Origin of the sequence: Marinobacter sp. NFXS11, assembly GCF_040148675.1 — a bacterium.
Classification (GTDB): domain Bacteria; phylum Pseudomonadota; class Gammaproteobacteria; order Pseudomonadales; family Oleiphilaceae; genus Marinobacter.
This window is the reverse complement of record NZ_JAGDDV010000001.1, coordinates 512,815-534,908: the sequence shown is the minus strand read 5'-3', so window position 1 is coordinate 534,908 and position 22,094 is coordinate 512,815. Positions and strand designations below refer to the sequence as shown.

Below are 22,094 nucleotides of genomic sequence, written 5' to 3'. Positions count from 1 at the left end.
AGACACAGATGTTGCAACACGTTTTAGAGAGTGCGTTGCGCCAGACCATGAACCGGCTGGTCAGACCCGTTCTCAACCCGGCGGTACCGGTGCCACTTCAGCGACGCATTGTGCGCCAGGCTTATCGGAGTTCGACACCACCGAGAGGCGCGAAATTCGAGAACATAACCATTGGGGGAGTGCCAGCAACCAGGACAACCTTCGGCAATGATCCCCGGGGCGCCGTTCTCTATCTCCACGGCGGAGGCTACATCATCGGGTCCTCGAGTACCCACCGTGGCATAACCGGGCACCTGGCGAAAACAACCGGCTGCGCCATCATTACGCCGGATTACCGGCTGGCGCCCGAGTTTCCGTTCCCCGCTGCGCTGGATGATGCCGAAGCCTGCGGGCACGGGCTTCTGGAGGCTGGACTGAAACCGGACCAGATTGCCGTCGCCGGCGATTCCGCTGGCGGGGGGCTCTCTGTTGCCCTGGCAATGCGACTGCGAGATAAGGGCCTGCAGCTTCCGGCATCGCTCACGGTGTTTTCACCCTGGATAGACCTCACCCAGGAGCAGCTTTATGCGCCGGAAATTGAGCCGGTACTTCAGGCCAGCTGGACCAGCAAGGCCGCCAGGCTTTACGCCGGAAAGGAACCCCTTACCAACCCGTTGATCTCGCCGATCTTCGGGGATTTAAGCGGCCTGCCACCCTTGTTGATCCAGGTAGGCAGCCAGGAAATCCTGCTGAACGACGCCGAACGGCTGGCCGAGGCCGCAAGCCGGAACGATGTGGAAACCCGCCTTGAGGTCTATAACAGTCTTTGGCACGTTTTCCAGGTACACAGTGGTCAGCTGGATCGGGCCACTGCCGCGTTGGAAACCGCAGGCGAACACATCAAACGTCATCTGGCAGACTGAGCTCGCCCCGGGCCAGGGCCTCTTTCCTGGGCCGGGGCCATTGCTTGATGCGCCACTCCAACCGTGAGGCCCGGCTTCTGTCTCCGGCTGGCGCGCTGAACACCAGTTCCAGTGGCCCCTTCCCCCTCAGACTACGCGCGCCCCGGGGAGCGCCTCCCTGATGTTCAATGAAACGCCGCTCAACGTCTGTGGTTATGCCGGTATAGAGCGAACCTCTGGCGGTTCGAACCATGTAGACAAACCAGTCAGCCAAGGTTCAGGGCCTCTTCCCGATCCTTCACTTTTTTCTGCTGAATCCATAGCCCCATCATGATCAGAACCAGGCCAATGTATGTGGAGGGCAGGATATGCTCGCCCAGAATAAAGTAGATGAATACCAGCGAGAGGAACGGAGATATAAAAATCAGGTTGCTGACTTTCGAAGTGTTCTCCGCTTTTTTCATGGCATAGGACCAGAGAACGAAAGCGATGCCCATCTCGAACACGCCTACATAGAGCGCTGCAGCCAACGACGTGCCCGGAGCAAAACTGAGTCCCTCTGTCCACCAGCAAATGAGCAGAATCACCGGCAACCCACACAGGAAATTCAGGAAGAGACCAACCACCGGATCCCGGGTATCCCGTGTGGCGATAATCCAGTAGGACGCCCAGACCACTGTGCTACCGAGGGCAAGAGAAACCCCGAGCGGATCCTCGAAGCTCAGCGAAGTGACAGCCCCGCGGGTGGCAATCACCACGACCCCGGCATAACAGATCAGGCCCGCGACAATATCCAGCTTGCGCAACCGGTGCCCCAGAAAGGGTACCGACATATAGGCCAGCACCAGAGCCCAGGTGTAGTTCAGCGGTTGCGCTTCCTGGGCGGGCAGTCGGTCAAAGGCACCGAACAAAAGGAAATAGTACAGACAGGGATTGATCAGCCCCATGCCAAAAGACTGGGCATACTGTTTGCGACTGAGCGAGAACACCAGGTGCCAGCGCCCCTGAAGCATCAGGATGACGGCCATGACAACCACCGACGCACTGCACGCAATCAGCAGCATCTGAACGGGCGCGAGCTCTCTGAGGGAGAGCTTGAACGCGGTTGCCACGGTAGACCACAACAGCACCGTGCCAAGGCCATAGAGCATCGCCTGCTTCTGGTTTGTCATTCTCGGCCTCCTGCCCAACACTGAAACTCCATGAACTGTCTCCTATATGCACTTGATCGTCTGGGTCGACAGTGTAATTCAATCCAACCCCGTAACCCACGGCAGTGCGCATTCTTGTGTTACCTTGTATGGCAATATCAACCAAGGATCGAGAAAACTGGAGTTCCCGTTATGCCCACCGTCCGTTTCAGGTTCTGGCCATTGAGCCTGGCATTGGCCATTGCACTGACCGGTTGTTCAGACAGCCAAACCAGCGGTGAGGACGGGACCGCCGATGTCCCGGAACCCCCCGATTACCCGGTCACCTGGCGTTTTGCCCTTGAGGAGATCGAGGGTAGCGTTCAGCATGCTTATGCCGAAGCGTTGAAGGAACGGATTGAGGAGCGTTCCGACGGCAGGATTGAAATCGATATTTTTCCCTACGGCTCTCTGGGAACCTCGGCACAGCTTACTGAACTGGTTCGCAATGGTTCCATAAGCCTGGCGTTCGCCTCCCCCGGGCATCTTGCCAACACCATCCCCGAAGTCGGTCTCTTCACGCTGCACTATGTTCTTCCGGACGACGCCGACGTGACACGAGAGATTCTGGCCAGTGCAGAATTGCTCGAATTGTTTGAATCACCCTATGCCAACCAGAACATGAAACTGCTGGGTTTCGTGCCTGAAGGCTGGATGGCCTGGACAGCTAACAAGGCGCTGCGGTCGCCGGAAGACTTCACCGGACAGCGAATCCGAACCATGACCTCCGACATGGCGGAAGAAACCTTCCGGGCCTATGGTGCCGAGCCCAGCCAGATCCCCTATTCCCAAGTATACAGTGACCTGCAGCTGCGCAAGATCGACGGCCAGAGCAATCCGGTTTTCGCCATCGAGGAAATGGATTTCTACGAAGTGCAGACCACCATGACCCTGGCGCGACCGGCCCAGTTCGTTGCTTCAGTGGTCTCGAATCTTGAGTGGTACGACGCCTTGCCCGAAAACCAGCAACAATGGCTCGACAACGGACTCAAGGACGTCGCGCAGATCGCCTGGGAGACTCAGGAGGAGCTGAATCAGACCCGGCTCGAGCAGATGCTGGAAGCGGGCCACATGAAAGTGGTCCGCCTGACCGATTCAGAACGCGAGGCGTTTCGGGAAGCCAGCATGCCGGTGCGTGACATTTACCTCGAGCGCACCGGTGAAAGCGGGCAGCGTATTCTTGGCAGGTTGAATCAATTGATAGAGCAAACGGAAACCCGCAAGCAAAGTTCAGGGGTTTCCGGTGACGGGGACTGAGACAAACCTTACGCCCTCTGAAGCCAACGCACTTGCGCCCTTTGCAGTCAGCTCGGAAATAAACCGGAACTGATCCTTCAACTCGATCGGGTATGCCTTCAGCCGATAACACATGCCCCAGGGTTTGTTGGAGACCACCACCACGACAGGCCGGAACGTGCGGGTAAGAGGACAGGTGTAGGCCACATCCCGCAAGAGCGCCATAACCCGGCTGACGTCATGGTGGGGTTCAAGATTGAACTCCGCCACGCACATCAGGTTATCCGTTCCGTTGTTGGCGTTGGCAATGAGGGACGCCCAGAGTTTGCCGTGGGGTATCACCACCACGGTATCATCCGGCGTAACAAGTTCCGCGGCTCTGGTGCCAATCGAACGGACCTCTCCGTACTGCCCGTCCACCTCGATCCAGTCGCCGGGCCGATACGGCATTTCGTAGAGGGTTACGATTCCGGCAATCAGGCTGTTCGCGTAATCCTTGAAGGCAAACCCGAGAGCCAGTCCCAGGGCTCCGAAAATGGCAACCATGTTCTCGAACGAAGGTTCCACCAGGATCGGAACCACAACGATGATGGTCACCACGATAATGATCAATCGCAGCAAGGGCACCGACGCCAGGATATAAAACCGGGGCTTGCCCCCGAGTTTCACTGCGATTCTCGGAAACAGCTTCTGTATTACAATGATCAGGCCCGTCGCCAGCAGCACAACCATCAACGATTCCAGCAACGCTTCCGACGTGATAGCTGAAAACGCCTCCCGAATGCCAAGATCACCCATCACTCATCTCCTAGAAAGTGTCGACCGGAAATCCCCAGCTCTGCAAATGCCGACGGATCGAGGGGTATCCCTGAGCGGTGACTTGCCAGCGACCACCAGATGACTGCTGCTCAATCAGATCCGCGCGGGCCAGACGTGCCAGCACAAACCCTGCCTCATATTCCGCAACCCCTGTTACCAACTGCAGATGAGAGGCGTCCAGTCCATCGTGCAACAACAGGGCGTGCAATAGCAGGCCAATGTTGTCGCCCTGGCTCTGGGGGACCGCTGGCAAACCCAGTTGATCAAAAGGGATAACCCAGGCCCGGGTGACTGAACCGCCGTCTGAAGAACCCGGGCCGGATTCCTCCGTGCCCGTCTCCTCTTCGGGGCGTGCTCTCAGCGCGCGTCGCCATATGGCCAGCGCAACACCGGGATTACCTCTTGCTACTGAGGCGAGATCCCGGAGAAAGCCACTGTGTTTGCGCTTTTTCCCGTCATTTCCTTCCGTCATCGGCAATACCCATAGGCCATCGTCTGCCATTCGGGCCGTGATTGAGTAATCACTATCAACGGCAGCAAGGGATTCGAACCATTCACCAAGTTCGACTGCTGCCATCGGCGAAGGTGTCATCGGCGAAAAGTGCACATCCCTGAAGTAAGAGGACCAGAATTGCCAACACCAGCTCGAGCAACCAATAGCGCCAGGAGCAGTGCCTCCCGCAGCAACCCGACGGAGTAATTCCCGAACCAGAGCCAGTCCGGACAGATGGCGCAGCCAGAAATCAGCCAGTTCCGGAATCACCCACGGCCTGGAAAGATCCTGCGTGTCCCACCACTCCCTGGCGCCTTGTTCATCAAGAAGCAGATTCTCGGGTGGCAGGATCAGCGACCACCGGCCCGCGTCGCCCTCTTGCTGCAATTCAAGCTCGGGAAAACACTCAAGGGCAGAACGAATACCCGAGAACGGTGGAGCCACCAGTAACGCAACTCTCTTGCCGGAATCATTATTTAGCCCAAGCTCTTCAAGGGCCCTTGAGAGGACTTCCGCCAGCACGCTTGGATCTGGCCGCGGTGCAAAGGATTCAAGCCGGGCGGTTGAAAGTTCCGGAAGGTTATCGAGGCTTTCAAACACTTCCTTTTCTGCAACCACGCCCGCCCGAATCTGGGCCAGGGCATGGCGCAACGCATCTTTGAGTGAACGTCTCACGGACGTTTCAGGCACTTTCCACTGCTCAACCGGAATCAGGCCGCCGGGCATCCACACGGATCCTGCCTTGTTTACTGGCTTATCCTTCAACCTCATTGCTCCCTTGCTTGCCGTCCTTTCAATTACTCAGGAACCAGCCAACCAATATCGTGAGACAAATTCAAAACGTCCGCCCCGGCAATATCGCTCATCATTGCGGCAAACCGGGAGTCAAAACCCCAGGGTGGGTTTACCACCAGCATGCCCGATCCGACCATGCCTCGCTCCGGCGGATTATTCAGATGCACCTCACTGCAGAGTATCTTGCGCGCATCAGTGCCCCTGACCGCATCTTTCAACTGTTCCTGCAGGCTACTGGTCAGTATCGGGTACCAGACAAGAAAAATGCCATGACGGCACTTATGCCATGCTTTCCCCAAAGTTTGCGCCACTTCAATGTAGTCAGTTTTGACCTCGTAAGAGGGATCAATCAGCGTCAGCAGGCGCGGCTGTCTGGGAGGCAACTGTCTTAGCAGACCTGCCAGGCCGTCCTGTCTGAGCACGCGAATCGGAGCCTCGGAAGCCCAGTCCGCCAGTTGCTCGCCCTCAGACGGATGCAGTTCAAACAGCGTCAGCGCATCTCCATCCCGTAGAAAATGCTGAAACCACGCAGGAGAACCGGGGTAAACGGACAGTTCACCACCGCCGGCATTGAATCCTGTCAGCACGTCCAGAAACGGCTTCCAGTCCCCGGACAGCAACCGATCTCTGGCGCCCCAAAGTCTCTGAACTCCGTGGTCGGCTTCTCCAGTCTTGCGGGCCCGATCACTTCGCAGGTCGTATATGGCACTGCCGGCATGGGTATCGAAACAGGCAATACCGGAGGCCTTCGCCCGCATCATGGTCTGGACCAGTGCCAGGGCTCCGTGTTTCTGGACATCGGCGAAATTGCCGGCGTGGAAGGCGTGCAAATAACTCAACATACAAGAATAGCTCCCTGGTGACGGGGCCATTAAGCCCGATCACGGTTGCCCGGGGCAAGAGCACAATCGTCAATCCTGATCCATCGAGTCCGTTTCCCGCTTGCGTTTCGATAAAACGGAACTCATAATATTTAACGCTAATATTTCTCATTATTACTACTATTACCAGAACTTGGAGAAAGGAATGACGTCCATGTTTCGTCCAGCCCCCCTGGCATTGACAGTAACCGCTCTGCTCACTGCAGGCTGCGCTAATCATCCCTGGTCCACCAAGGATCATCAGCCAGCAACCAAAGACTCAGTGGTCGATCACTACGCCGATCTGGCTCATGCCAACTACGAAGATGCCCTGATCACCGCCCGCGCGCTGGACGAAGCAACTGACCGCTTGATCGCCAATCCGACCGAAGCCAATCTGGCGACCGCAAAAGAAGCCTGGCTGGCAGCGCGGGTTCCTTATCAGCAAACAGAAGTGTTCCGGTTCGGCAATGCTATTGTCGATGACTGGGAAGGCCAGCTGAACGCCTGGCCGCTCGATGAAGGCCTGATCGATTATGTGAAGGCAGACGGGTACCAGCACGAGCTGGGCAACGCCGGTGCCACCGCAAACATCATCGCAAGCAACAGTATCAATGTGGGTGGTGAAACACTGAATGTGGCATCTCTTTCCCCTGCACTGCTCGCAGATCTGAACGAAGTTGGCGGCTCTGAAGCCAACGTTGCTACCGGCTACCACGCGGTTGAATTCCTGCTTTGGGGTCAGGATCTCCACGGTTTTGAAAGCGGCGCCGGTGAGCGTCCGGTCACGGATTACGCGAAGGGCGCTGATTGCACCAATGGCAATTGTGAGCGTCGTGGCGAATACCTGGATGCGGTAACAGACCTTCTGGTATCCGACCTGGAGTGGATGGTGGCCCAGTGGGCGCCGGGCGCCAGTGACAACTACCGGTCGCAATTGACCGCTGCAGACGCCAATCAGGGTGTTCAGAAAATGCTGTTCGGCATGGGTTCACTGTCTCTGGGCGAGCTGGCCGGCGAGCGAATGAAGGTTGCTCTGGAAGCCAATTCCTATGAGGACGAACACGACTGCTTCAGCGACAATACCCACAATTCGCACTACTACAACGGCCAGGGTATCCAGAACGTCTACACGGGTACCTATCGTCGCGTGGATGGCAGCCTGGTGACCGGCCCTTCCCTGTCTGACCTGGTTCAGCAGAGCGACCCAGAGCTGGACGCCCGTCTTAACAACCAGCTGGACGCCTCCATGGAAGCCCTGGCGCTAATGAAGGCCCGTGCGGAGAGCAGCGAAAATCCCATGGCTTTTGACACCATGATTGCACCCGGGAATGCCGAGGGAACTCGTATCGTCAACGGCGCTATCATGGCGCTGGTCGCACAGACCGGTTCCATTGAGCAGGCTGCGCGCGACCTGGGTATTGAAGCCCTGTCTCCCGATGATGCCGGCCACGCGTTCTGAGCATGATGAGACCGCTTGCTTTAATCGGGGCGCTGGCGATCGCCAGCACCCACGTTTTCGCCCAGACTCACGCGGGCTATCCGATCCAGACATCTCAGTCCACAGGTGGTGAGGGCACCGTACAACAGTCAGACACCAATGCCTACTCGCTTCCCCAGGGCAATCTGTCCATGACCAAACGTCTGGATTTCAGTGTCGGCAACAGTTTCTTCCGGAACCCCTGGGTCGAAGCCCCGGCAAGCACTGACGCCCGTGACGGCCTGGGCCCGCTGTTCAATACCAACTCCTGCCAGGGATGTCATATCAAGGATGGTCGCGGACACCCACCTGGTGTCGACGAGCCGCCGGTCTCCCTGTTTTTGAGACTGGCAGTCCCTGCTGATCCGGAGCTGGACGCAGACGTTCTGCGCAAACACGGTTTTAAACCGGCGCCAGTATATGGCAGCCAGCTCCAGACAGCCGCGCTTCCTGCAGCGAAACCAGAGGCTGATTTGATCGTCGAATGGACGCCAGTGAAGGAAACTCTCGCGGATGGGACGGTGGTGGAACTGCGCAAGCCTGTATACCGCATTGAGAACCCAAAGTATGGGCCACTGCCGGAAGACCTGCTGGTGTCACCCCGGGTAGCACCCCAGATGATCGGAATGGGTTTGCTGGAAGCCATCCCCATCGAAGATTTGCAAGCCCTCCAAGACCCTGACGATGCGGACGGAAACGGCATCTCCGGAAAGCTTAACCAGGTCTGGGATCTGGCAACGGAACAGACCGTGCCCGGTCGATTCGGCTGGAAGGCAGCCGAGCCCGATGTCCACCAGCAAAGCATGGGTGCGTTCGCCGGAGATATGGGGCTGACCTCTACTCTGAAACCTAAAACCGACTGCATGCCCGAGCAGAATTGTGAGCGGTTTACCCATGGCGGTGAACCGGAGGTAAGCGACAAGGTCGCCAACTTCGTGACCTTCTACGCCAAGAGTCTGGCAATACCCGCGCGTCGAGATATTGGGTCTGAATCCGTCCGGCAGGGGGCAAGGCTGTTCAACGAAAGTGGCTGCGCTGGCTGCCATACGCCGAGACATCAGACCGGCGAGGTTGCCGATCGCCCGGACCTTAGCAACCAGACTATCTGGCCCTATTCGGATCTGTTGCTGCACGACATGGGTCCTGCCCTGGCCGACGGCCGCGATGAATTCCAGGCCAATGGCAATGAATGGCGAACCCCGCCGCTCTGGGGCATTGGCCTGGCCCAAGTGGTGAATCCACAAGCCGGGTTCCTGCACGACGGCCGGGCCCGGACTCTGGAAGAAGCCGTGCTCTGGCACGGTGGCGAGGCTCAGGCGGCCGCCGACCGATACCGCCAGATGTCGCCCGAAGATCGTTCCGCTCTGATCGATTTCCTGAATTCACTCTGAGGATCAGTCATGCAAGGGATCACCAGACTGCTGTGCACATCTATCCTGGCACTAACCTCGCCCCTGGCGTGGGCAAGCGAAGCCAACACCCAGGCCCGCCAGCAGTGGTATGAAGGCATTGCGACCGGCTATCAATCGTTGACTACAGAAGCGGGTGAGCTGGCTGAATCCGCCCATGACTACTGCCAGAATCCAGCCGAGGGAAGCCGGGAACACGTGGAAGCCGCCTGGCTGAATGCCTTCCTGGCGTGGCAGAAGGTACGCTTTGTCGATTTCGGCCCGGTCGAAAACAACAACCTTTCCTGGCAGTTCCAGTTCTGGCCGGATCCGAAGAATCTGATCGCACGGAAAGCGGCTTACCTGATCGGAAACGATGAACCGATCACCCCGAGCGTGATCAATCAGTCCGGTGTCGCTGTGCAAGGCTTCCCGATGATGGAATATCTGCTGTTCGACCAAGAGTTCAATGCCGGGGAAACTTCACTCCCCCTCGCCCGGACCTGCGAGCTGCTAACGAACGTCGCGGGACACGTGAAAAGCAACAGCGACGCGTTGATGGCTGGCTGGCAGGCTTTCAGGCCGCACTATCTGGAGACCGAGCAGTACTTCGACACCACTATCCGAGCGGGTATGGCAACGCTGGAAATCCTGGAAGAAAGAAGGCTGGCCCAACCCATGGGACTTCGCGGCACTAACAAACGCAACCCTTACATCGCGGACGCCTGGCGCAGCGGCAAAAGCCTGCAGACGGTCGCGGCGACTGTCGACGGCCTGAACCGGTACTTTTCACCGGGGCTCGAAATTTCGCTGGAAGCAAAGGGGGCGTCCGACCTGGCAGACCGCATTCGCAAACAATTCAACGAGGTTCAGCAGAACTTTCCCGGTGCCCACCTACCCATGGCAACTGCTTTGAAAGAAGAAGACCAGTTCCGGGCTCTGCAAAGCCTTTACGTTGATATTTCCCAGTTGACCACGCAGGTGAATGACCAGGCGGCAATCGCACTTGGCGTAGTAAGAGGCTTCAACTCGAGCGATGGCGACTGAGGAAGCTGATCTTATGCTTTTGAGCCGGAGAGCCCTTCTCAAGGTATCCATTGCCGGCGGCGTTGCCGTGGGCCTGACCGGCTGTTCCGTGCTGCCCCGAAAAGCGTCAGTCCAACCTGATGGATATGCCGGCGCCGTCGGGTTCCCGGGTGGCAGTTTTGGAGTCAGCGCGTTCAACCGCAACGGCCGGATACTGTGGCAGGCGCCTGTCGATTCCCGCTGCCATAGCGGCTGCAACCGACCGAACCAGCAAGAGACCCTGTTTTTCGAGCGCCGCCCGGGTTGGTCATTCTACGTTTTCGATAGCACTACGGGTGCCCGGAAACACCATATTTCAGCCGAGCCGGGCGAACACTTTGTTGGCCACGGTGTGTTCTCGACCGATGGCCGACGCCTTTACGTCACCGCCAGCCGGTACGATCAGGGCGCGGGGATCATCGCAGTCTACGATGCCGAAAAGGGTTATCGGCGGACAAAAACCTTTGACATGGCGGGAATCGGCCCCCATGAGCTGACCTTGCATCCCGACGGCGAAACCCTGGTGATCGGGCTCGGGGGCATCCTTACTCACCCGGATTACGACCGCATAAAACTGAATCTGGACACCATGGATCCAGCCCTGGTACTCATGAATCGTCACTCCGGCAAAATTGTTGGCCGTTTCAGGCCGCCTCATCATCAGCAAAGCGCCCGCCATGTCAGCGTCAGCGGCGATGGCCGCGTGTATGTGGCCTATCAGCACCAGGGCCCACTCTACGAAACGCCGCCTTTGTTGGCGCGTCTTGAAGAGGGAACTCTGCGGGAATACCGGTTCGATGAGAACACCCGGACAGCGTTGGCCAACTACATTTCAAGCGTGGTTGCGCATCCGGAAAACGACCTCGTGGCTGCGGCTTCGCCGATTGGTGGAACGGCCATTATCTTTAGGGGCAAGACCGGTGAGCTGGTCAACCGCGCACACATCGCTGATTGCGCGGGCATCCAGACCCTTGCCGGAGGGGATTTTCTTGTTTCCTCCGGGCGGGGAAAACTTATTCGGCTCGGCGCCGGCAAACCCGCCAGAGAACTCGCAGATCTATCCGTTCACTGGGACCACCATCTGGTCTGATAGCTCGCAGTTGCCGTAATCCGGACTTAAGGATACCGCGCCACACTGGTATCCTTTCGACACATTTTCCGGAGGATAGCGGTTTGCCTGAGAGCAGAAAGGACACCATCGAACAACTTTATGGCCTGATTGCCAACGAAGAAGATGCCCGGGTCTGCAAGGATATTCCTGAGGAGGCCTGTCGCGAGGTACCCCGCAATTTTTTCCTCATTCTCGCCAGTAACGTACTGACCAAGCTGGGCGATCTGCTGATCAGCCCCAAGACCGTGCTGGCCTGGTTGATGAGTGCCATAGGTGCTCCCGCGCTGGTGGCCTGGCTGGTTCCGATCCGCGAATCCGGCTCTCTCGTTCCACAAATGGTCATCGCGGCCTGGGTGCGCCGCAAACCGGTTCGCAAGTGGTTCTGGACGCTGGGCAGTTTCGGACAGGCCGCCAGCGTGGTGGCGATGGCGGCCAGTGTCTGGTTCTTCGAGGGTTATGCAGCCGGCTTCGGGATCATTTCCGCTCTCATTGTGTTTTCCCTTGCCCGCGGCTTTTGCTCCGTCTCCATGAAAGACGTTCAGGGGAAATGCATTCCCAAGACCCGCCGGGGAAGGCTTGGCGGACTGGCGTCCACCATCGGTGGCACGGCAACCGTTGTTTTAACCGGCCTGTTATTCTGGGAACGTGGCGACCCCACGATTGCCTTCTACACCGTGTTGCTGCTTCTGGCAGGCGCACTCTGGGTAATTGCCGGTTTTCTGTTTGCCGGAGTTCAGGAGCATGAAGGTGAAACCGGTGGCGGTGGAAACGCCATCAACGAGGCATTCCGCAGCCTGTCCCTGCTCCGTGATGACGTCCCCTTTCGTAATTTCGTGATCACCCGGGCCCTGCTTCTCTGCTCTGCCCTGGCATCGCCCTATTTCGTGGTCCTGGCACAAAAGGAGTCGGATATCGGCTGGATGCTGGGCATCTTCCTGCTCGCCAGCAGTCTCGCCAGTTCCCTGAGTGCCAGTTTCTGGGGCTGGGCGGCAGACACGTCCAGCCGGAGGGTGATGATCCGTGGCGCGGCAATGGCCAGTGGCACCTGCCTGATCGTCGGCACTGCAGCACTTACCCTGGGGCAAAACTTAGGCAGCGTGTGGTTCTATCCGGTGGCATTCTTCGTGCTGAGCATCGCACATGCTGGCGTAAGGCTGGGGCGAAAAACCTATCTGGTGGATATGGCCGGGGGTAACAAGCGCACCGATTACACTGCAGTGAGCAACACGGTCATTGGCGTTTTGCTGCTTGTCACCGGCGGCCTGACCGCTCTGGTATCAATGATCTCCCCAGTCGCGGTCATTATGGTTCTCGGCCTGATGGGCCTGGCCGGGATGTTCAGTGCGATACGACTCAAGGAAGTTACAGAGGACTGATTAAGGCGGGCAATCAGGAGGGCGCCTTGCCATCATTCAGAGCGAGCGCCCCTTTTACAATCCGGTAGATAATCCAGATCGAAATACCGAGAAGAATAAACCAGCCTATGATCAGTGGCGTGGTAACAATACCGATCACGGTCCAGAGCAGGCCTATCCAGAACGTACGAATCTGCCAGCGGAAATGCCTCTCCACCCAGGTGTTCCGCACGTCATCCAGTTTGACGTAATTGATGATCACGCCCACCAGACCGGTAATGCCTCCAACAAAGAATGAAAGCGCCTGAAGGATGTAGACGACTACCGCCAGGTTCCGGGCAGGATCTGAGCGACGGGACGCGGGGTCCGCGTCGGCAGGAATAAACTCCGGTTCAGTCAAAGCAGGTCTCCTATTTGACGATTAACCGGAGTCTACCACAGCGCCCATCGCCGGAAATCCGCGGGCGGTCAGTGATTGTCCGGACGATAACCCAAACGGAATCCACCCCAGTGTTTGCCATTCACATAGATTGGTACGGAGAGGTCATGCATGATTTCGCCGGTATCCCGACGGTAGGTTTGCAAGAGCATGGTCTCGGTATGCTGACCACAGCGAATACCGGTACGGTCGTTGAACAGCCGCTTGCTCCTGCTCTTGACCAGATCCACCTTGGGATCGCCTGTTGCCGCGTGCGCGAAATCGCGGTTGTGGGTGGGCACGTATCCGTCGGGGGCAGCGGCAATGGCAAAGACAATGGCCTCGTGAGCATTTTTCACCTGCTCCTGAATAGCAGGCAGATATTGGTCGGTAAACTTGTCAAAGGTGCTGGAGTACTTTGGCGGATGAGTATTCGGGATCGGCGTACGGGACTTGTCGAACAGCGCGCTTTCGGAGAGTTTGCCGTCGCGGATGGCCTGCTCGAACATCTGACCAATCTGGTCTGCGCCCGCCCGGGCCTGATCGAAGAACGGCCGGTGATAACTGGCTTTGCTGTTCAATGCGAATGACGCGTTAGCTTTCTCTGCAAGCTCCATCAGCGTAGCCGCCTGCTCCGCGAGCGATGAAACGCTGGTATCACTCTCGGAAATCTGGTCACGCACGGTTTCAATCGCGGAGAAGACCTGGGCCAGACTCTGCTCGTTGTTCTGGTCAATTTCGGCTATCCGTGCGACCTGCTGCTGTACACGGTCCGACTGATCGCTGATCTGTTCCAACCTCTCCCCAACGCTCTCCACCGAAGTCAGCCCCGCCTCGATACTGCGGGCCAGGTCTTCAATACGGGAAACGATCAGCGTGGTGTCGGAGCGTATTTCCTCCAGGGTTTCGGCGACTTCACCGGTTGCCTGAGCCGTTCTACCTGCGAGCTGGCGCACTTCGTCAGCCACCACCGCAAACCCGCGTCCCTGGTCGCCAGCCCTCGCCGCCTCAATGGCGGCATTGAGTGCAAGCAGATTAGTCTGTTCGGCGATGCCCTGGATGGTGGTGGTTACGCCCTGGATCTTGTTGGACTTCTCGTTCAGCTCCTGGATCAGGCGCAGGTTTTCCCCGGACTGCTGATGCACCGCCCTTACACTGTCTATGGCGGAGATCAGGGCTTCACGACCCTCGGTACTTACCTGTTTGTTCTGCAGCGCCATGGTAGCTGCATCGGTGGCCTGCTCCGAGGATTCCCGCACGGTCTCGGTTATCTGGCCAGCGTAATCGGCCATTTGGGCGGTTTCTTCAACCTGGCGATCCAACCGCAGCTTCAACTGATCGGCCGCGAAAGACACCTGGGCGGCTGAGATCGCGTTCCTGTCAGCGCTGCCGGAAAGCGTTTCGACGAGCGCGCGCCCCGCCCTCGCATCGGCTAGCAACTGATGACATTGCGCATGCAGCGGATGATCGTCAGCCAGGGTGCCGTTATTCAAGGCCTTGAGGCCACGCTCAGTCGGCTCCAGGACACGAACAATCATGAACCCGCCGGCAGCAACGAGACCTACGACAAGCCCGATGAGCAGTGAGGTAATTTCAAGACCTAGCAACGGCGCCACCGCTGCGCAGACGACTGCAAGAAGTCCGGCAACCGCCATCCCCCATAAAATTGAAGCCCTGTCCAGTAACCCCATGGAAACCTCTTCTTTTTTGTTGTTTCTGCAAGCATCTTGTTATTAAAGGCCATTGTGGAGACTAAAGAATTGACATGAGTTTATAACTCATACTTTAGTGTATTTAATAACCATATCGGCGGGGAATAGCGTTTCTGAAACAAAAAACCGCAAACCCGACTCACTCTGTTACCGAGTGGGCCGGGTTTGCGGTGTTCAGATGGCGGCTTCAGCGCGGAATCAGGCGCCGATTACACCACCGTCTTCACGGGTAACGATCACGGTTGCGTCGCGGGGGCGAGGATCGCTGGAATCCGGCCAGTTACCTTCCGGGTGCTGGATGTTGACGAACATGGTTTTCACATCCGGCGTGGAAACAACACCCGTCACCTCACAGCCCTGGGGACCTACGAAGAAGCGCTTGATCTCTCGAGTCTCCGGATTGGCAGCCAGCATCATGTTGTTCTGGTAGGGCGCGGCATCAGAGCCATCGGTCTGGATCCAGAGACGACCGTTGTAGTCGAACCAGAGGCCATCCGGGCTGTTGAAAATATTGTCGTCGGTCAGCGAAACGATAACCTCGTCACCCACTACGGTTTCCGTACCCTGTTCACCGGCAAAGACAAAAATGTCCCAGTCGAAACTGGTGGCGGCGTGATCGTTACCCTCTTCACTCCAGCGGATGATATGACCCGTACGGTTATTGGCGTTGGGGTTGGCGGCGTTAACCTGATCCTCAGTACGACGGGAATTGTTGGTCAGAGTGAAATAAACCTGGCCTGAATTCGGATCAACCGCACCCCATTCCGGACGGTCCATAGGGGTTGCACCAGCAATATCGGCGGCCAGGCGTGTATTAAGAAGAACGTCAGCCTGGTTCTCGAAGCCGTCGAAGGCGATGTCGCCAACGGTCGTACCCACTGCAGCATCAACCTTGGCCTTGAATTCAGCATCATCGAGGTCCAGCGACAACCAGTCGCCGGAGCCGTCGTCATTGAAGCGGGCTACATACAGAGTGCCTTCGTCGAGGAGGTATCCACCGGCTGTGGCGGCATAGTAAGCCTTCGACGATACAAACTTGTAGATGTACTCGAAACGAGAGTCATCTCCCGAGTAACAAACCACCGGCTCGCCTTCCTTGGCCGGCGCGAAGATGACACCTTCGTGACCGAAACGACCCAGTGCGGTGCGCTTCTGCGGTTTGCTTTCCGGAGTGAACGGATCGATCTCGACCATGTAGCCATAGGTGTTGGCTTCGTTGCGGTAATCATCGCCAGCTGCTGCGCCAATCGTGCTTACGTTGAATCGAACATACTGATCCTGGGCGCTATCAGCCAGCTCCCAGTCATAACGGCTGGAACTACCCACGCCGTGGCGAGTTTGTTCCCGCGGCTGCGTTGCGTCGCTGTTGGCAAAATAGCCGTGCCAGTTCTCTTCAGCGGCCAGGTAAGTTCCCCAGGGCGTCGGGCCCATGGAGCAGTTGTTGAGGGTACCGCGGGTCTCGGTGGCGTCCGGGCTGTATTTGGTGATCAGCTTGCTGTAGCCCCGAACCGGACCACGAATGTCCATTTCGGTGTTACCCGTGATCCGACGGTTGAAGGGACTGCCAAAGACAATGTCCCATTTACCACTGGTGTCGCGTTTGATGTGAACCACGGAAACACCGTGCGCAGCGATTTCTTTACGCACCTCATCCGCAGGACGCATGTCGTTTACGTAGGTAGCTCCATTGGCATGCAAAGCACCCTGATTGATGTACTCATGGTTCATCACCAGAAGGCCTTCGCTCGAGCTGTTGCCCCCGGCCTTGAGATCAATCGGGAAGAAATGCATGCCGTCATGGTGCATGCCCACCTGCTGCTCCTGATCCGAACCGGTGTTCGTACCATCCGCCTTGTACTCCGGGTAGGAGCCGGTAATCGGAGTGCCCCACGGCAGGAACGCCTCAGTAGAGTACCCTTCGGGAACAACCACTTCGTTGGCTGTTGATGTCGGTACCGCCTTGAAGCCGATATCGGTACTTGAAACATTGCTGCTGGTGGTGCCGTCGTTGCTGTCGCTGCCACAACCTGCGAGGCCCAGGCCCATCACACTGGCAAGGGCAGCTCCAACGCTGCCTTTCATCACGGTACGGCGCTGCATGCGTGCGGCCAGAACCTGGTGGAAAGGGTTGTTGTCAGTGTGGTTGACTACCGGCTCGTAGTTGGGATCCAGATAGTTGGGATCAAGGTCGTGCTTAGCCATGTTTTTGCCTCTCTCAAAGAACAGCGGGTCGGTGTTGTTGAGAGGCCAGTTTCGGCGGGAAATATGACAGTAAGGGTAAGTTTAAAAGACAAATTCATTAACATTGCTTTACAAGGGCGGCCACCGGAACACCGACCGCCCCGCACAGACTGTTGCTGCGAAGCGGTCAGCCCACCCGGCTACTGCTGGGTGGCTTCTTCGTAGCCTTCTTCAATGGAATCGCCAGCTTCTTCGGCGGCATCAGTCATGGCATCACCAGCTTCCTCTGCGCCTTCCTGCAACTCGCCCATGGCACTTTCATCCTGGCCGGTGGCTTCTTCCAGGGTTTCCTCGGTGGAATCCGCCGCGTCGTCCATCATCTCTCCGGCGTTATCCGCAGCCTGCTCGACATCCACGCCTTCGTCGTCTTCCGAACTGCAGGCTGCAAGGCCGAGCGTCAGAACCATCAAAAGTGCACTCAGTGTGAGCTTGTTCATACCATATCCCTCTGTTGGTAAGCATTTACAACGGTGCACAGAGTAAGGGGCGGTTGGCCCCGGGGCAATTACCGGGCCATTACCCTTTCGTTAACCGGCACTGTCCGAGAGCAACTGGCCATCGATGGTAATAACGTGATCGAACGGGAGCATGGTTCCGCGCCCGAGCAGCAGAAAATCCTGCCCGGCGCGACTGAAGAGATCGCGAATAACATCATGAACCAGACAAATCTGACCGGCGCTGTCACGGTAAACAACTTCGGTTAGCCTGCCGGAAGACAAGTACTCCCGAATGATTCCCTGAACAGAATATGAGGCGGTCGCAGACGACGGATTGGGCATGGCTGATTCTTCCTTGTGATCAGACTCTTGTTGTTCAGATGAGTTTGGTCCAGAAACCGGCTTTCTGCCAAAGAAATGGTAATTGTCATTTTGAGCCAAGGTTCCAGACAGCTGTCGACGTCCGTTGCATTGTTGGATTGTCCGACATAAATTGCAGGTACGCGCACTGCAAGGGAGACAACAATGAACGCCAAAACCCCGGATAACCTGCAATCACACCAAATCTCGGCACCTGCTGAACAAGAGGCCCCTGGCAACTGGAAAGACCCGAAGCGTTACATGTGGCTACTTGGTCCCGCACTGCCAGGAATCGGACTGGCCGCACTGACCGGCTATGCCCTGGCTCCAAAAAAACTGAAAGCCCTGGCATGGACTGGCCCGGCGCTGGTACACGGCATCATCCCTGCTCTGGATCGGGCTATCGGCGAGGATAAGAGCAATCCACCGGAATCGGCGGTAAAAACACTGGAGCAGGACAAATACTACGACCGAATCGTGAAGGCGTTTATTCCAACCCAGTACGCCATGACCTTCATGGGTGCCTGGCTTGCCAGCCGCAAAAACACACCTCTGGATGATAAGATAGGGCTCACGCTGACGGTTGGCGCTATCAATGGCGTCGGGATCAATACCGCCCATGAGCTCGGCCACAAATCCAACAGACTGAACAAGCTGCTGGCCATGGCAGCCCTGGCGCCTACCGGCTACACCCACTTCGTTGTTGAGCACAACTTTGGTCATCACAAGCGGGTAGCCACGCCGGAGGATCCTGCCAGCAGCCGTATGGGCGAGAGTTTCTGGAAGTTCCTGCCACGCACGGTGCTCGGTGGTATCAAATCATCCATCAAGATCGAGAAGGCGAGGCTTGCCCGCAAGGGCAAGAACTTCTGGAGCCTGGACAACGAGCTGCTGCAGGGATGGGCCATGAGCGCCGGGTTCTTTGGCGCCACAACGCTGGTTTGCGGCCCGAGGGCGGTTCCGTTTCTGGCGGCCCAGGCGGTTTACGGTGCCAGTTTGCTCGAGAGTGTGAACTACATCGAGCACTACGGCCTGCTGCGCCAGAAAGACAAGAACGGCAAGTATGAGCGCACCCAACCAGAGCACAGCTGGAACAGCAATCACATTGTGACCAATCTGTTCCTGTATCAGCTCCAGCGGCATTCAGACCATCACGCGCATCCACAGCGCAGTTACCAGGCTTTGCGGCATTTCGAGAAGGCTCCACAATTACCCGGTGGTTATGCCTCGATGCTTCTGCCGGCCTATCTGCCCCAGTGGTGGTACGAAACCATGGATAAGCGGGTGATTGATCACTACGAGGGAGATCTGAGCAAAATCAACTGGGATCCGGACCGGAAAGAGGAGCTGATGGCCAGGTATGCGGACTACGCTGCTGAGGTAGCTGCTGAAGCGAAGGCTCGCCGAGAATCCGCGAATTCCGAGGCTGCCTGAATTCCGCTGACTGCCGCCTTTGACACCAGCCTTCGGGGTCTGGTGCATGCAGCCGACCGGGATCTTCCTTCCGGGAGACGCCGTGAACCCATCCATGGGGGCTTGATCGCAGCATCCTTGCTGCTCACACTCCCGGAAGGAAGACCCCGGTCGGCTGCCCTGAGCTCTGGCGATATAGTCAGGTTTCTCTATAAGCGCTGGAACCCGTGATTTCTGACCAAGTTGAGCCGTTACTTACCTTTGAAAGCGGCCTCTCGACGTTCCAGGAATGACTGAATTCCCTCCTTTACATCCTCACTGGCCATCACCGGCTGAAGGTCCGGGAACAAACGCTGCTTCGCAGCCTCCTGCCCTTCGCTGACAGCAATTTTTGAGGATTTAAGACTGCCCTGGACACCCAATGGCGCCGCCCTGGCAATTTTCTCGGCAATTTCCAACGCGACGTTGAACTGCTCGCCGGGTTCCACCAGTTCCTGAATCAACCCCCACTGATACGCCTGATCGGCGGTCCACTCATCGCCAGTCAGCAGGTAACGCTGGGCATTGCCCCAGCCGATTTCCCGTTGCAGGCGGATGGTGGCACCACCACAGGCGAAGATGCCACGTTTTACTTCCAGTTGGGCAAAGCGAGTGCCTTTGGCCGCGACTCGTACGTCGGTGTTGAGCATCATCTCAACGCCGCAGGTGAAGCAGATACCTTGGGCGGCGAAGACCACGGGTTTGCTCAGCGCCTGACCGGTAATGTGGAAGGGATCCAGCTCGCCTTCACCCGGCTCAATGCCCTTGCCATTGGCAAACACACCCGCCCAGTCGTCCAGTTGCAGGCCGCTGGTGAAGTGGTCGCCCTCGGCGTACATCAGTCCGACCCGTAGCTCCGGGTCGTTTTCCAGCTGGTGGTAGGCCGCCGCAATCTGGTGGTACATCTCGCGGTTCATGGCGTTCATTTTTTCCGGGCGGTTCAGCCCGATCAGCAAGATGTGGTTTTTCTTCTCAACATTTACCAGAGCCATCAGAACCACTCCGATTTCATGTTCAGGCAGGTATCGTCCTGATTGCGCAGCAGCACCAGATCCTGAGCCACGGTTGGCAATTCCCAGTGGAAGAAGTACTGGGCCGCCTGCAGTTTGCCCTGGTAGAAATTGCGCTCATCATCGGTATTCGCGGAACCCAGGGCATGAGCAGCAGCGTTGGCCTGACGCAGCCACATCCAGGCCACCATAATGTGCCCGAACAGGTGCAGGTAGCAGGAGGCATTGGCCAGGGTTTTGTCGGGATCGCCTTCCATGAGGGATTTACCCAAACTCTGGGTGACCTTCACGGCCTGCTGCAGGGTTTCACTGAGGGACAGGGCCCATTGCTGGCAGCGATCGGTGGTGGCTGCCTGCAGGTCAACCTGCATTTCCTGCATCAGGAGTTGCAGACCGTGGCTCTGATCCTGCCAGATTTTACGGCCCAGCAGGTCCAGGGCCTGAATACCATTGGTGCCCTCGTGAATTGGATTCAGACGGTTGTCGCGCCAGCATTGCTCTGCCGGGTATTCTCGGGTGTAGCCAGCGCCGCCGTATACCTGAATGGCCAAATCGTTGGCTTTGGGGCCGTATTCGGAGGGCCAGGCCTTGATCACCGGGGTCAGCAGGTCCAGCAGTTTCCCGGCTTCTGCGCGTTTCTGTTCGTCCGGATGGGTGTGCTGGTCATCCATCAGTCGGGCACCATAGAGGCACAAGGCCAGACCGCCCTCACTGTAGGCTTTCTGGGCCAGCAGCATGCGACGGACATCGGCGTGATCAATAATCGGCACCTGCGGGCTTTCCGGATTCTTCTCGCTGGCCTTGCGGCCCTGCAGGCGATCTTTGGCGTATTCGAGGCTGTGCATGTAACCGCGATAACCGATCACGGCGGCGCCGAAACCCACACCTACCCGCGCTTCGTTCATCATCTGGAACATATACTTCAGGCCCTGGTGGGGCTCGCCAACCAGATAGCCGTGACAGGGAGCATCATCACCGAAGCTCAGGGCGGTGGAGGTGGTGCCACGGTAACCCAGCTTGTGAATAAGGCCAGCGAGGCTTACGCCGTTGCGTTCAGTGGGATTGCCTTCGTCATCCACCAGAAACTTGGGCACGATGAACAGGGAGATACCTTTCACGCCCGCCGGCGCCCCTTTGATCTTGGCCAGCACCATGTGAACGATGTTGTCAGTGATGGACTGCTCGCCACCGGAGATATAAATCTTCGCGCCCTTGATCAGGTAGTGCCCCTCATCTGTGGGCGACGCCGATGTCCGGATATCCGCGAGGGAGGACCCGGCGTGGGGCTCGGTCAGGGCCATGGTACCGCTGAAACGACCGCTGAGCATGTTCGGAAGGAAGGTGGTTTTCTGCTGTTCGTTGCCGAAAACCCGGATGAGGTTGGCGGCGGCGGTGGTGAGGAACGGGTAACCCGCGGTACCAGGGTTGGCAGCCGTGAAGAAACCGTTGCAGGCGGCCATGACCGATTCAGGCAACTGCATGCCACCCAGTTCATAGTCGTAACGTCCTGCGATAAAGCCGGCCTGCGCATAGGCTTCGAAGGCTTCCTTCACTTGCGGCAGCATCTCGACCTGGCCATTAACGAACTTTGGTTCGTCCTTGTCGGCGGCGCTGTTATGGGTCGCGAATTTTTCCCGCGCCATTTTGTCGGCGGTTTCGATGACGGCATCGAAGGTGTCGCAATTGTGTTCGCTGAAGCGCTCGCGGGTGGTGAGGTTTTCGGTATCGAGAACTTCGTAGAGCTGGAACGCCAGGTCGCGGCGGTCAATCAGGGTGTCGGTCATGCTTGGT

Annotated in this window: 20 protein-coding genes; 8 read left to right on the top strand and 12 right to left on the bottom strand. The window is 57.6% G+C overall.

Annotated features, from left to right (window positions below; all coding sequences use genetic code 11):
- Window positions 1-8 precede the first annotated feature (8 nt).
- Entirely contained in the window at window positions 9-902 is an 894-nt protein-coding gene (locus J3362_RS02630; protein WP_349518003.1) for an alpha/beta hydrolase, read from the top strand.
- Here J3362_RS02630 and J3362_RS02625 read toward each other — a convergent pair.
- Together J3362_RS02625 and J3362_RS02620 are read right to left on the bottom strand one after the other, a co-directional pair.
- Window positions 880-1,134 carry a GIY-YIG nuclease family protein gene (locus J3362_RS02625; protein ID WP_349519238.1) on the bottom strand — a complete coding sequence of 85 codons (255 nt, stop codon included), beginning with the start codon at window positions 1,132-1,134 and terminating at the stop codon, window positions 880-882. The two genes, J3362_RS02630 and J3362_RS02625, sit on opposite strands and share 23 nt — an antisense overlap.
- A gap of 13 nt (window positions 1,135-1,147) precedes the next feature.
- Window positions 1,148-2,053, bottom strand: a complete 906-nt coding sequence (locus J3362_RS02620; protein WP_008174034.1) for a DMT family transporter — start codon at window positions 2,051-2,053, stop codon at window positions 1,148-1,150.
- A 171-nt stretch (window positions 2,054-2,224) separates the two neighbouring features.
- Between J3362_RS02620 and J3362_RS02615 the strand changes: the two genes are divergently transcribed.
- Window positions 2,225-3,328 carry a TRAP transporter substrate-binding protein gene (locus J3362_RS02615; RefSeq protein ID WP_349518002.1) on the top strand — a complete coding sequence of 368 codons (1,104 nt, stop codon included), beginning with the start codon at window positions 2,225-2,227 and terminating at the stop codon, window positions 3,326-3,328.
- On the opposite strand, the gene J3362_RS02610 is transcribed toward J3362_RS02615, so the two are convergent.
- Genes J3362_RS02610 through J3362_RS02600 form a run of 3 tightly spaced genes read right to left on the bottom strand, consistent with a single transcriptional unit; the run spans window position 3,302 to window position 6,256 of the window.
- Window positions 3,302-4,105: a mechanosensitive ion channel family protein gene (locus tag J3362_RS02610; RefSeq protein ID WP_008174028.1), complete on the bottom strand. Its 804-nt coding sequence runs from the start codon at window positions 4,103-4,105 to the stop codon at window positions 3,302-3,304. The two genes, J3362_RS02615 and J3362_RS02610, sit on opposite strands and share 27 nt — an antisense overlap.
- A gap of 10 nt (window positions 4,106-4,115) precedes the next feature.
- On the bottom strand, window positions 4,116-5,390 hold the full coding sequence (locus tag J3362_RS02605) for a hypothetical protein (RefSeq protein WP_349518001.1): 1,275 nt from the start codon (window positions 5,388-5,390) through the stop codon (window positions 4,116-4,118).
- 26 nt (window positions 5,391-5,416) lie between these two features.
- Complete coding sequence (locus tag J3362_RS02600; RefSeq protein ID WP_349518000.1) at window positions 5,417-6,256, bottom strand: 23S rRNA (adenine(2030)-N(6))-methyltransferase RlmJ; 840 nt, start codon at window positions 6,254-6,256, stop codon at window positions 5,417-5,419.
- A gap of 184 nt (window positions 6,257-6,440) precedes the next feature.
- Here J3362_RS02600 and J3362_RS02595 point away from each other — a divergent pair, with 184 nt between their 5' ends.
- From J3362_RS02595 to J3362_RS02575, 5 genes are all read left to right on the top strand, one after another.
- On the top strand, window positions 6,441-7,736 hold the full coding sequence (locus tag J3362_RS02595) for an imelysin family protein (protein ID WP_349517999.1): 1,296 nt from the start codon (window positions 6,441-6,443) through the stop codon (window positions 7,734-7,736).
- Between the two features lie 2 nt (window positions 7,737-7,738).
- Window positions 7,739-9,145: a di-heme oxidoreductase family protein gene (locus J3362_RS02590; RefSeq protein ID WP_349517998.1), complete on the top strand. Its 1,407-nt coding sequence runs from the start codon at window positions 7,739-7,741 to the stop codon at window positions 9,143-9,145.
- Between the two features lie 9 nt (window positions 9,146-9,154).
- Window positions 9,155-10,189 carry an imelysin family protein gene (locus J3362_RS02585; RefSeq protein ID WP_349517997.1) on the top strand — a complete coding sequence of 345 codons (1,035 nt, stop codon included), beginning with the start codon at window positions 9,155-9,157 and terminating at the stop codon, window positions 10,187-10,189.
- 13 nt (window positions 10,190-10,202) lie between these two features.
- On the top strand, window positions 10,203-11,297 hold the full coding sequence (locus tag J3362_RS02580) for a DUF1513 domain-containing protein (protein WP_349517996.1): 1,095 nt from the start codon (window positions 10,203-10,205) through the stop codon (window positions 11,295-11,297).
- 83 nt (window positions 11,298-11,380) lie between these two features.
- Window positions 11,381-12,694, top strand: a complete 1,314-nt coding sequence (locus J3362_RS02575) for an MFS transporter (protein WP_349517995.1) — start codon at window positions 11,381-11,383, stop codon at window positions 12,692-12,694.
- Between the two features lie 13 nt (window positions 12,695-12,707).
- Here the strand turns inward: J3362_RS02575 and J3362_RS02570 are convergent, their stop codons facing one another.
- From J3362_RS02570 to J3362_RS02550, 5 genes are all read right to left on the bottom strand, one after another.
- Window positions 12,708-13,073, bottom strand: coding sequence for a DUF4870 family protein (locus J3362_RS02570; protein WP_041645407.1), 366 nt, complete (start codon window positions 13,071-13,073; stop codon window positions 12,708-12,710).
- A gap of 68 nt (window positions 13,074-13,141) precedes the next feature.
- Window positions 13,142-14,782, bottom strand: a complete 1,641-nt coding sequence (locus J3362_RS02565; RefSeq protein ID WP_349517994.1) for a methyl-accepting chemotaxis protein — start codon at window positions 14,780-14,782, stop codon at window positions 13,142-13,144.
- A 219-nt stretch (window positions 14,783-15,001) separates the two neighbouring features.
- A complete protein-coding gene (locus J3362_RS02560) occupies window positions 15,002-17,005 on the bottom strand; it encodes a PhoX family protein (protein WP_349517993.1) in 2,004 nt (667 codons plus the stop codon).
- A gap of 179 nt (window positions 17,006-17,184) precedes the next feature.
- The gene (locus tag J3362_RS02555) at window positions 17,185-17,481 is read right to left on the bottom strand and encodes a hypothetical protein (protein WP_349517992.1); all 297 of its coding nucleotides are present in this window, start codon (window positions 17,479-17,481) and stop codon (window positions 17,185-17,187) included.
- A gap of 90 nt (window positions 17,482-17,571) precedes the next feature.
- On the bottom strand, window positions 17,572-17,823 hold the full coding sequence (locus tag J3362_RS02550) for a hypothetical protein (protein ID WP_041645413.1): 252 nt from the start codon (window positions 17,821-17,823) through the stop codon (window positions 17,572-17,574).
- 183 nt (window positions 17,824-18,006) lie between these two features.
- On the opposite strand from J3362_RS02550, the gene J3362_RS02545 reads away from it, so the two are divergent.
- Window positions 18,007-19,275: an alkane 1-monooxygenase gene (locus J3362_RS02545; RefSeq protein ID WP_349517991.1), complete on the top strand. Its 1,269-nt coding sequence runs from the start codon at window positions 18,007-18,009 to the stop codon at window positions 19,273-19,275.
- 230 nt (window positions 19,276-19,505) lie between these two features.
- On the opposite strand, the gene J3362_RS02540 is transcribed toward J3362_RS02545, so the two are convergent.
- Both J3362_RS02540 and J3362_RS02535 read right to left on the bottom strand, forming a co-directional pair.
- Window positions 19,506-20,285: a crotonase/enoyl-CoA hydratase family protein gene (locus J3362_RS02540; protein WP_349517990.1), complete on the bottom strand. Its 780-nt coding sequence runs from the start codon at window positions 20,283-20,285 to the stop codon at window positions 19,506-19,508.
- Window positions 20,285-22,087: an acyl-CoA dehydrogenase gene (locus J3362_RS02535; RefSeq protein WP_349517989.1), complete on the bottom strand. Its 1,803-nt coding sequence runs from the start codon at window positions 22,085-22,087 to the stop codon at window positions 20,285-20,287. Before J3362_RS02535 ends, J3362_RS02540 begins: the two co-directional genes overlap by 1 nt.
- Window positions 22,088-22,094 lie beyond the last annotated feature (7 nt).

What these genes read in the sequence shown, in the direction of transcription:
- J3362_RS02630 (WP_349518003.1), top strand. Translation starts at nt 9, where the DNA reads ATGTTGCAACACGTTTTAGAGAGTGCGTTGCGCCAGACCATGAACCGG.
- J3362_RS02625 (WP_349519238.1), bottom strand. Translation starts at nt 1,134, where the DNA reads ATGGTTCGAACCGCCAGAGGTTCGCTCTATACCGGCATAACCACAGAC.
- J3362_RS02620 (WP_008174034.1), bottom strand. Translation starts at nt 2,053, where the DNA reads ATGACAAACCAGAAGCAGGCGATGCTCTATGGCCTTGGCACGGTGCTG.
- J3362_RS02615 (WP_349518002.1), top strand. Translation starts at nt 2,225, where the DNA reads ATGCCCACCGTCCGTTTCAGGTTCTGGCCATTGAGCCTGGCATTGGCC.
- J3362_RS02610 (WP_008174028.1), bottom strand. Translation starts at nt 4,105, where the DNA reads ATGGGTGATCTTGGCATTCGGGAGGCGTTTTCAGCTATCACGTCGGAA.
- J3362_RS02605 (WP_349518001.1), bottom strand. Translation starts at nt 5,390, where the DNA reads ATGAGGTTGAAGGATAAGCCAGTAAACAAGGCAGGATCCGTGTGGATG.
- J3362_RS02600 (WP_349518000.1), bottom strand. Translation starts at nt 6,256, where the DNA reads ATGTTGAGTTATTTGCACGCCTTCCACGCCGGCAATTTCGCCGATGTC.
- J3362_RS02595 (WP_349517999.1), top strand. Translation starts at nt 6,441, where the DNA reads ATGACGTCCATGTTTCGTCCAGCCCCCCTGGCATTGACAGTAACCGCT.
- J3362_RS02590 (WP_349517998.1), top strand. Translation starts at nt 7,739, where the DNA reads ATGATGAGACCGCTTGCTTTAATCGGGGCGCTGGCGATCGCCAGCACC.
- J3362_RS02585 (WP_349517997.1), top strand. Translation starts at nt 9,155, where the DNA reads ATGCAAGGGATCACCAGACTGCTGTGCACATCTATCCTGGCACTAACC.
- J3362_RS02580 (WP_349517996.1), top strand. Translation starts at nt 10,203, where the DNA reads ATGCTTTTGAGCCGGAGAGCCCTTCTCAAGGTATCCATTGCCGGCGGC.
- J3362_RS02565 (WP_349517994.1), bottom strand. Translation starts at nt 14,782, where the DNA reads ATGGGGTTACTGGACAGGGCTTCAATTTTATGGGGGATGGCGGTTGCC.
- J3362_RS02560 (WP_349517993.1), bottom strand. Translation starts at nt 17,005, where the DNA reads ATGGCTAAGCACGACCTTGATCCCAACTATCTGGATCCCAACTACGAG.
- J3362_RS02555 (WP_349517992.1), bottom strand. Translation starts at nt 17,481, where the DNA reads ATGAACAAGCTCACACTGAGTGCACTTTTGATGGTTCTGACGCTCGGC.
- J3362_RS02550 (WP_041645413.1), bottom strand. Translation starts at nt 17,823, where the DNA reads ATGCCCAATCCGTCGTCTGCGACCGCCTCATATTCTGTTCAGGGAATC.
- J3362_RS02545 (WP_349517991.1), top strand. Translation starts at nt 18,007, where the DNA reads ATGAACGCCAAAACCCCGGATAACCTGCAATCACACCAAATCTCGGCA.
- J3362_RS02540 (WP_349517990.1), bottom strand. Translation starts at nt 20,285, where the DNA reads ATGGCTCTGGTAAATGTTGAGAAGAAAAACCACATCTTGCTGATCGGG.
- J3362_RS02535 (WP_349517989.1), bottom strand. Translation starts at nt 22,087, where the DNA reads ATGACCGACACCCTGATTGACCGCCGCGACCTGGCGTTCCAGCTCTAC.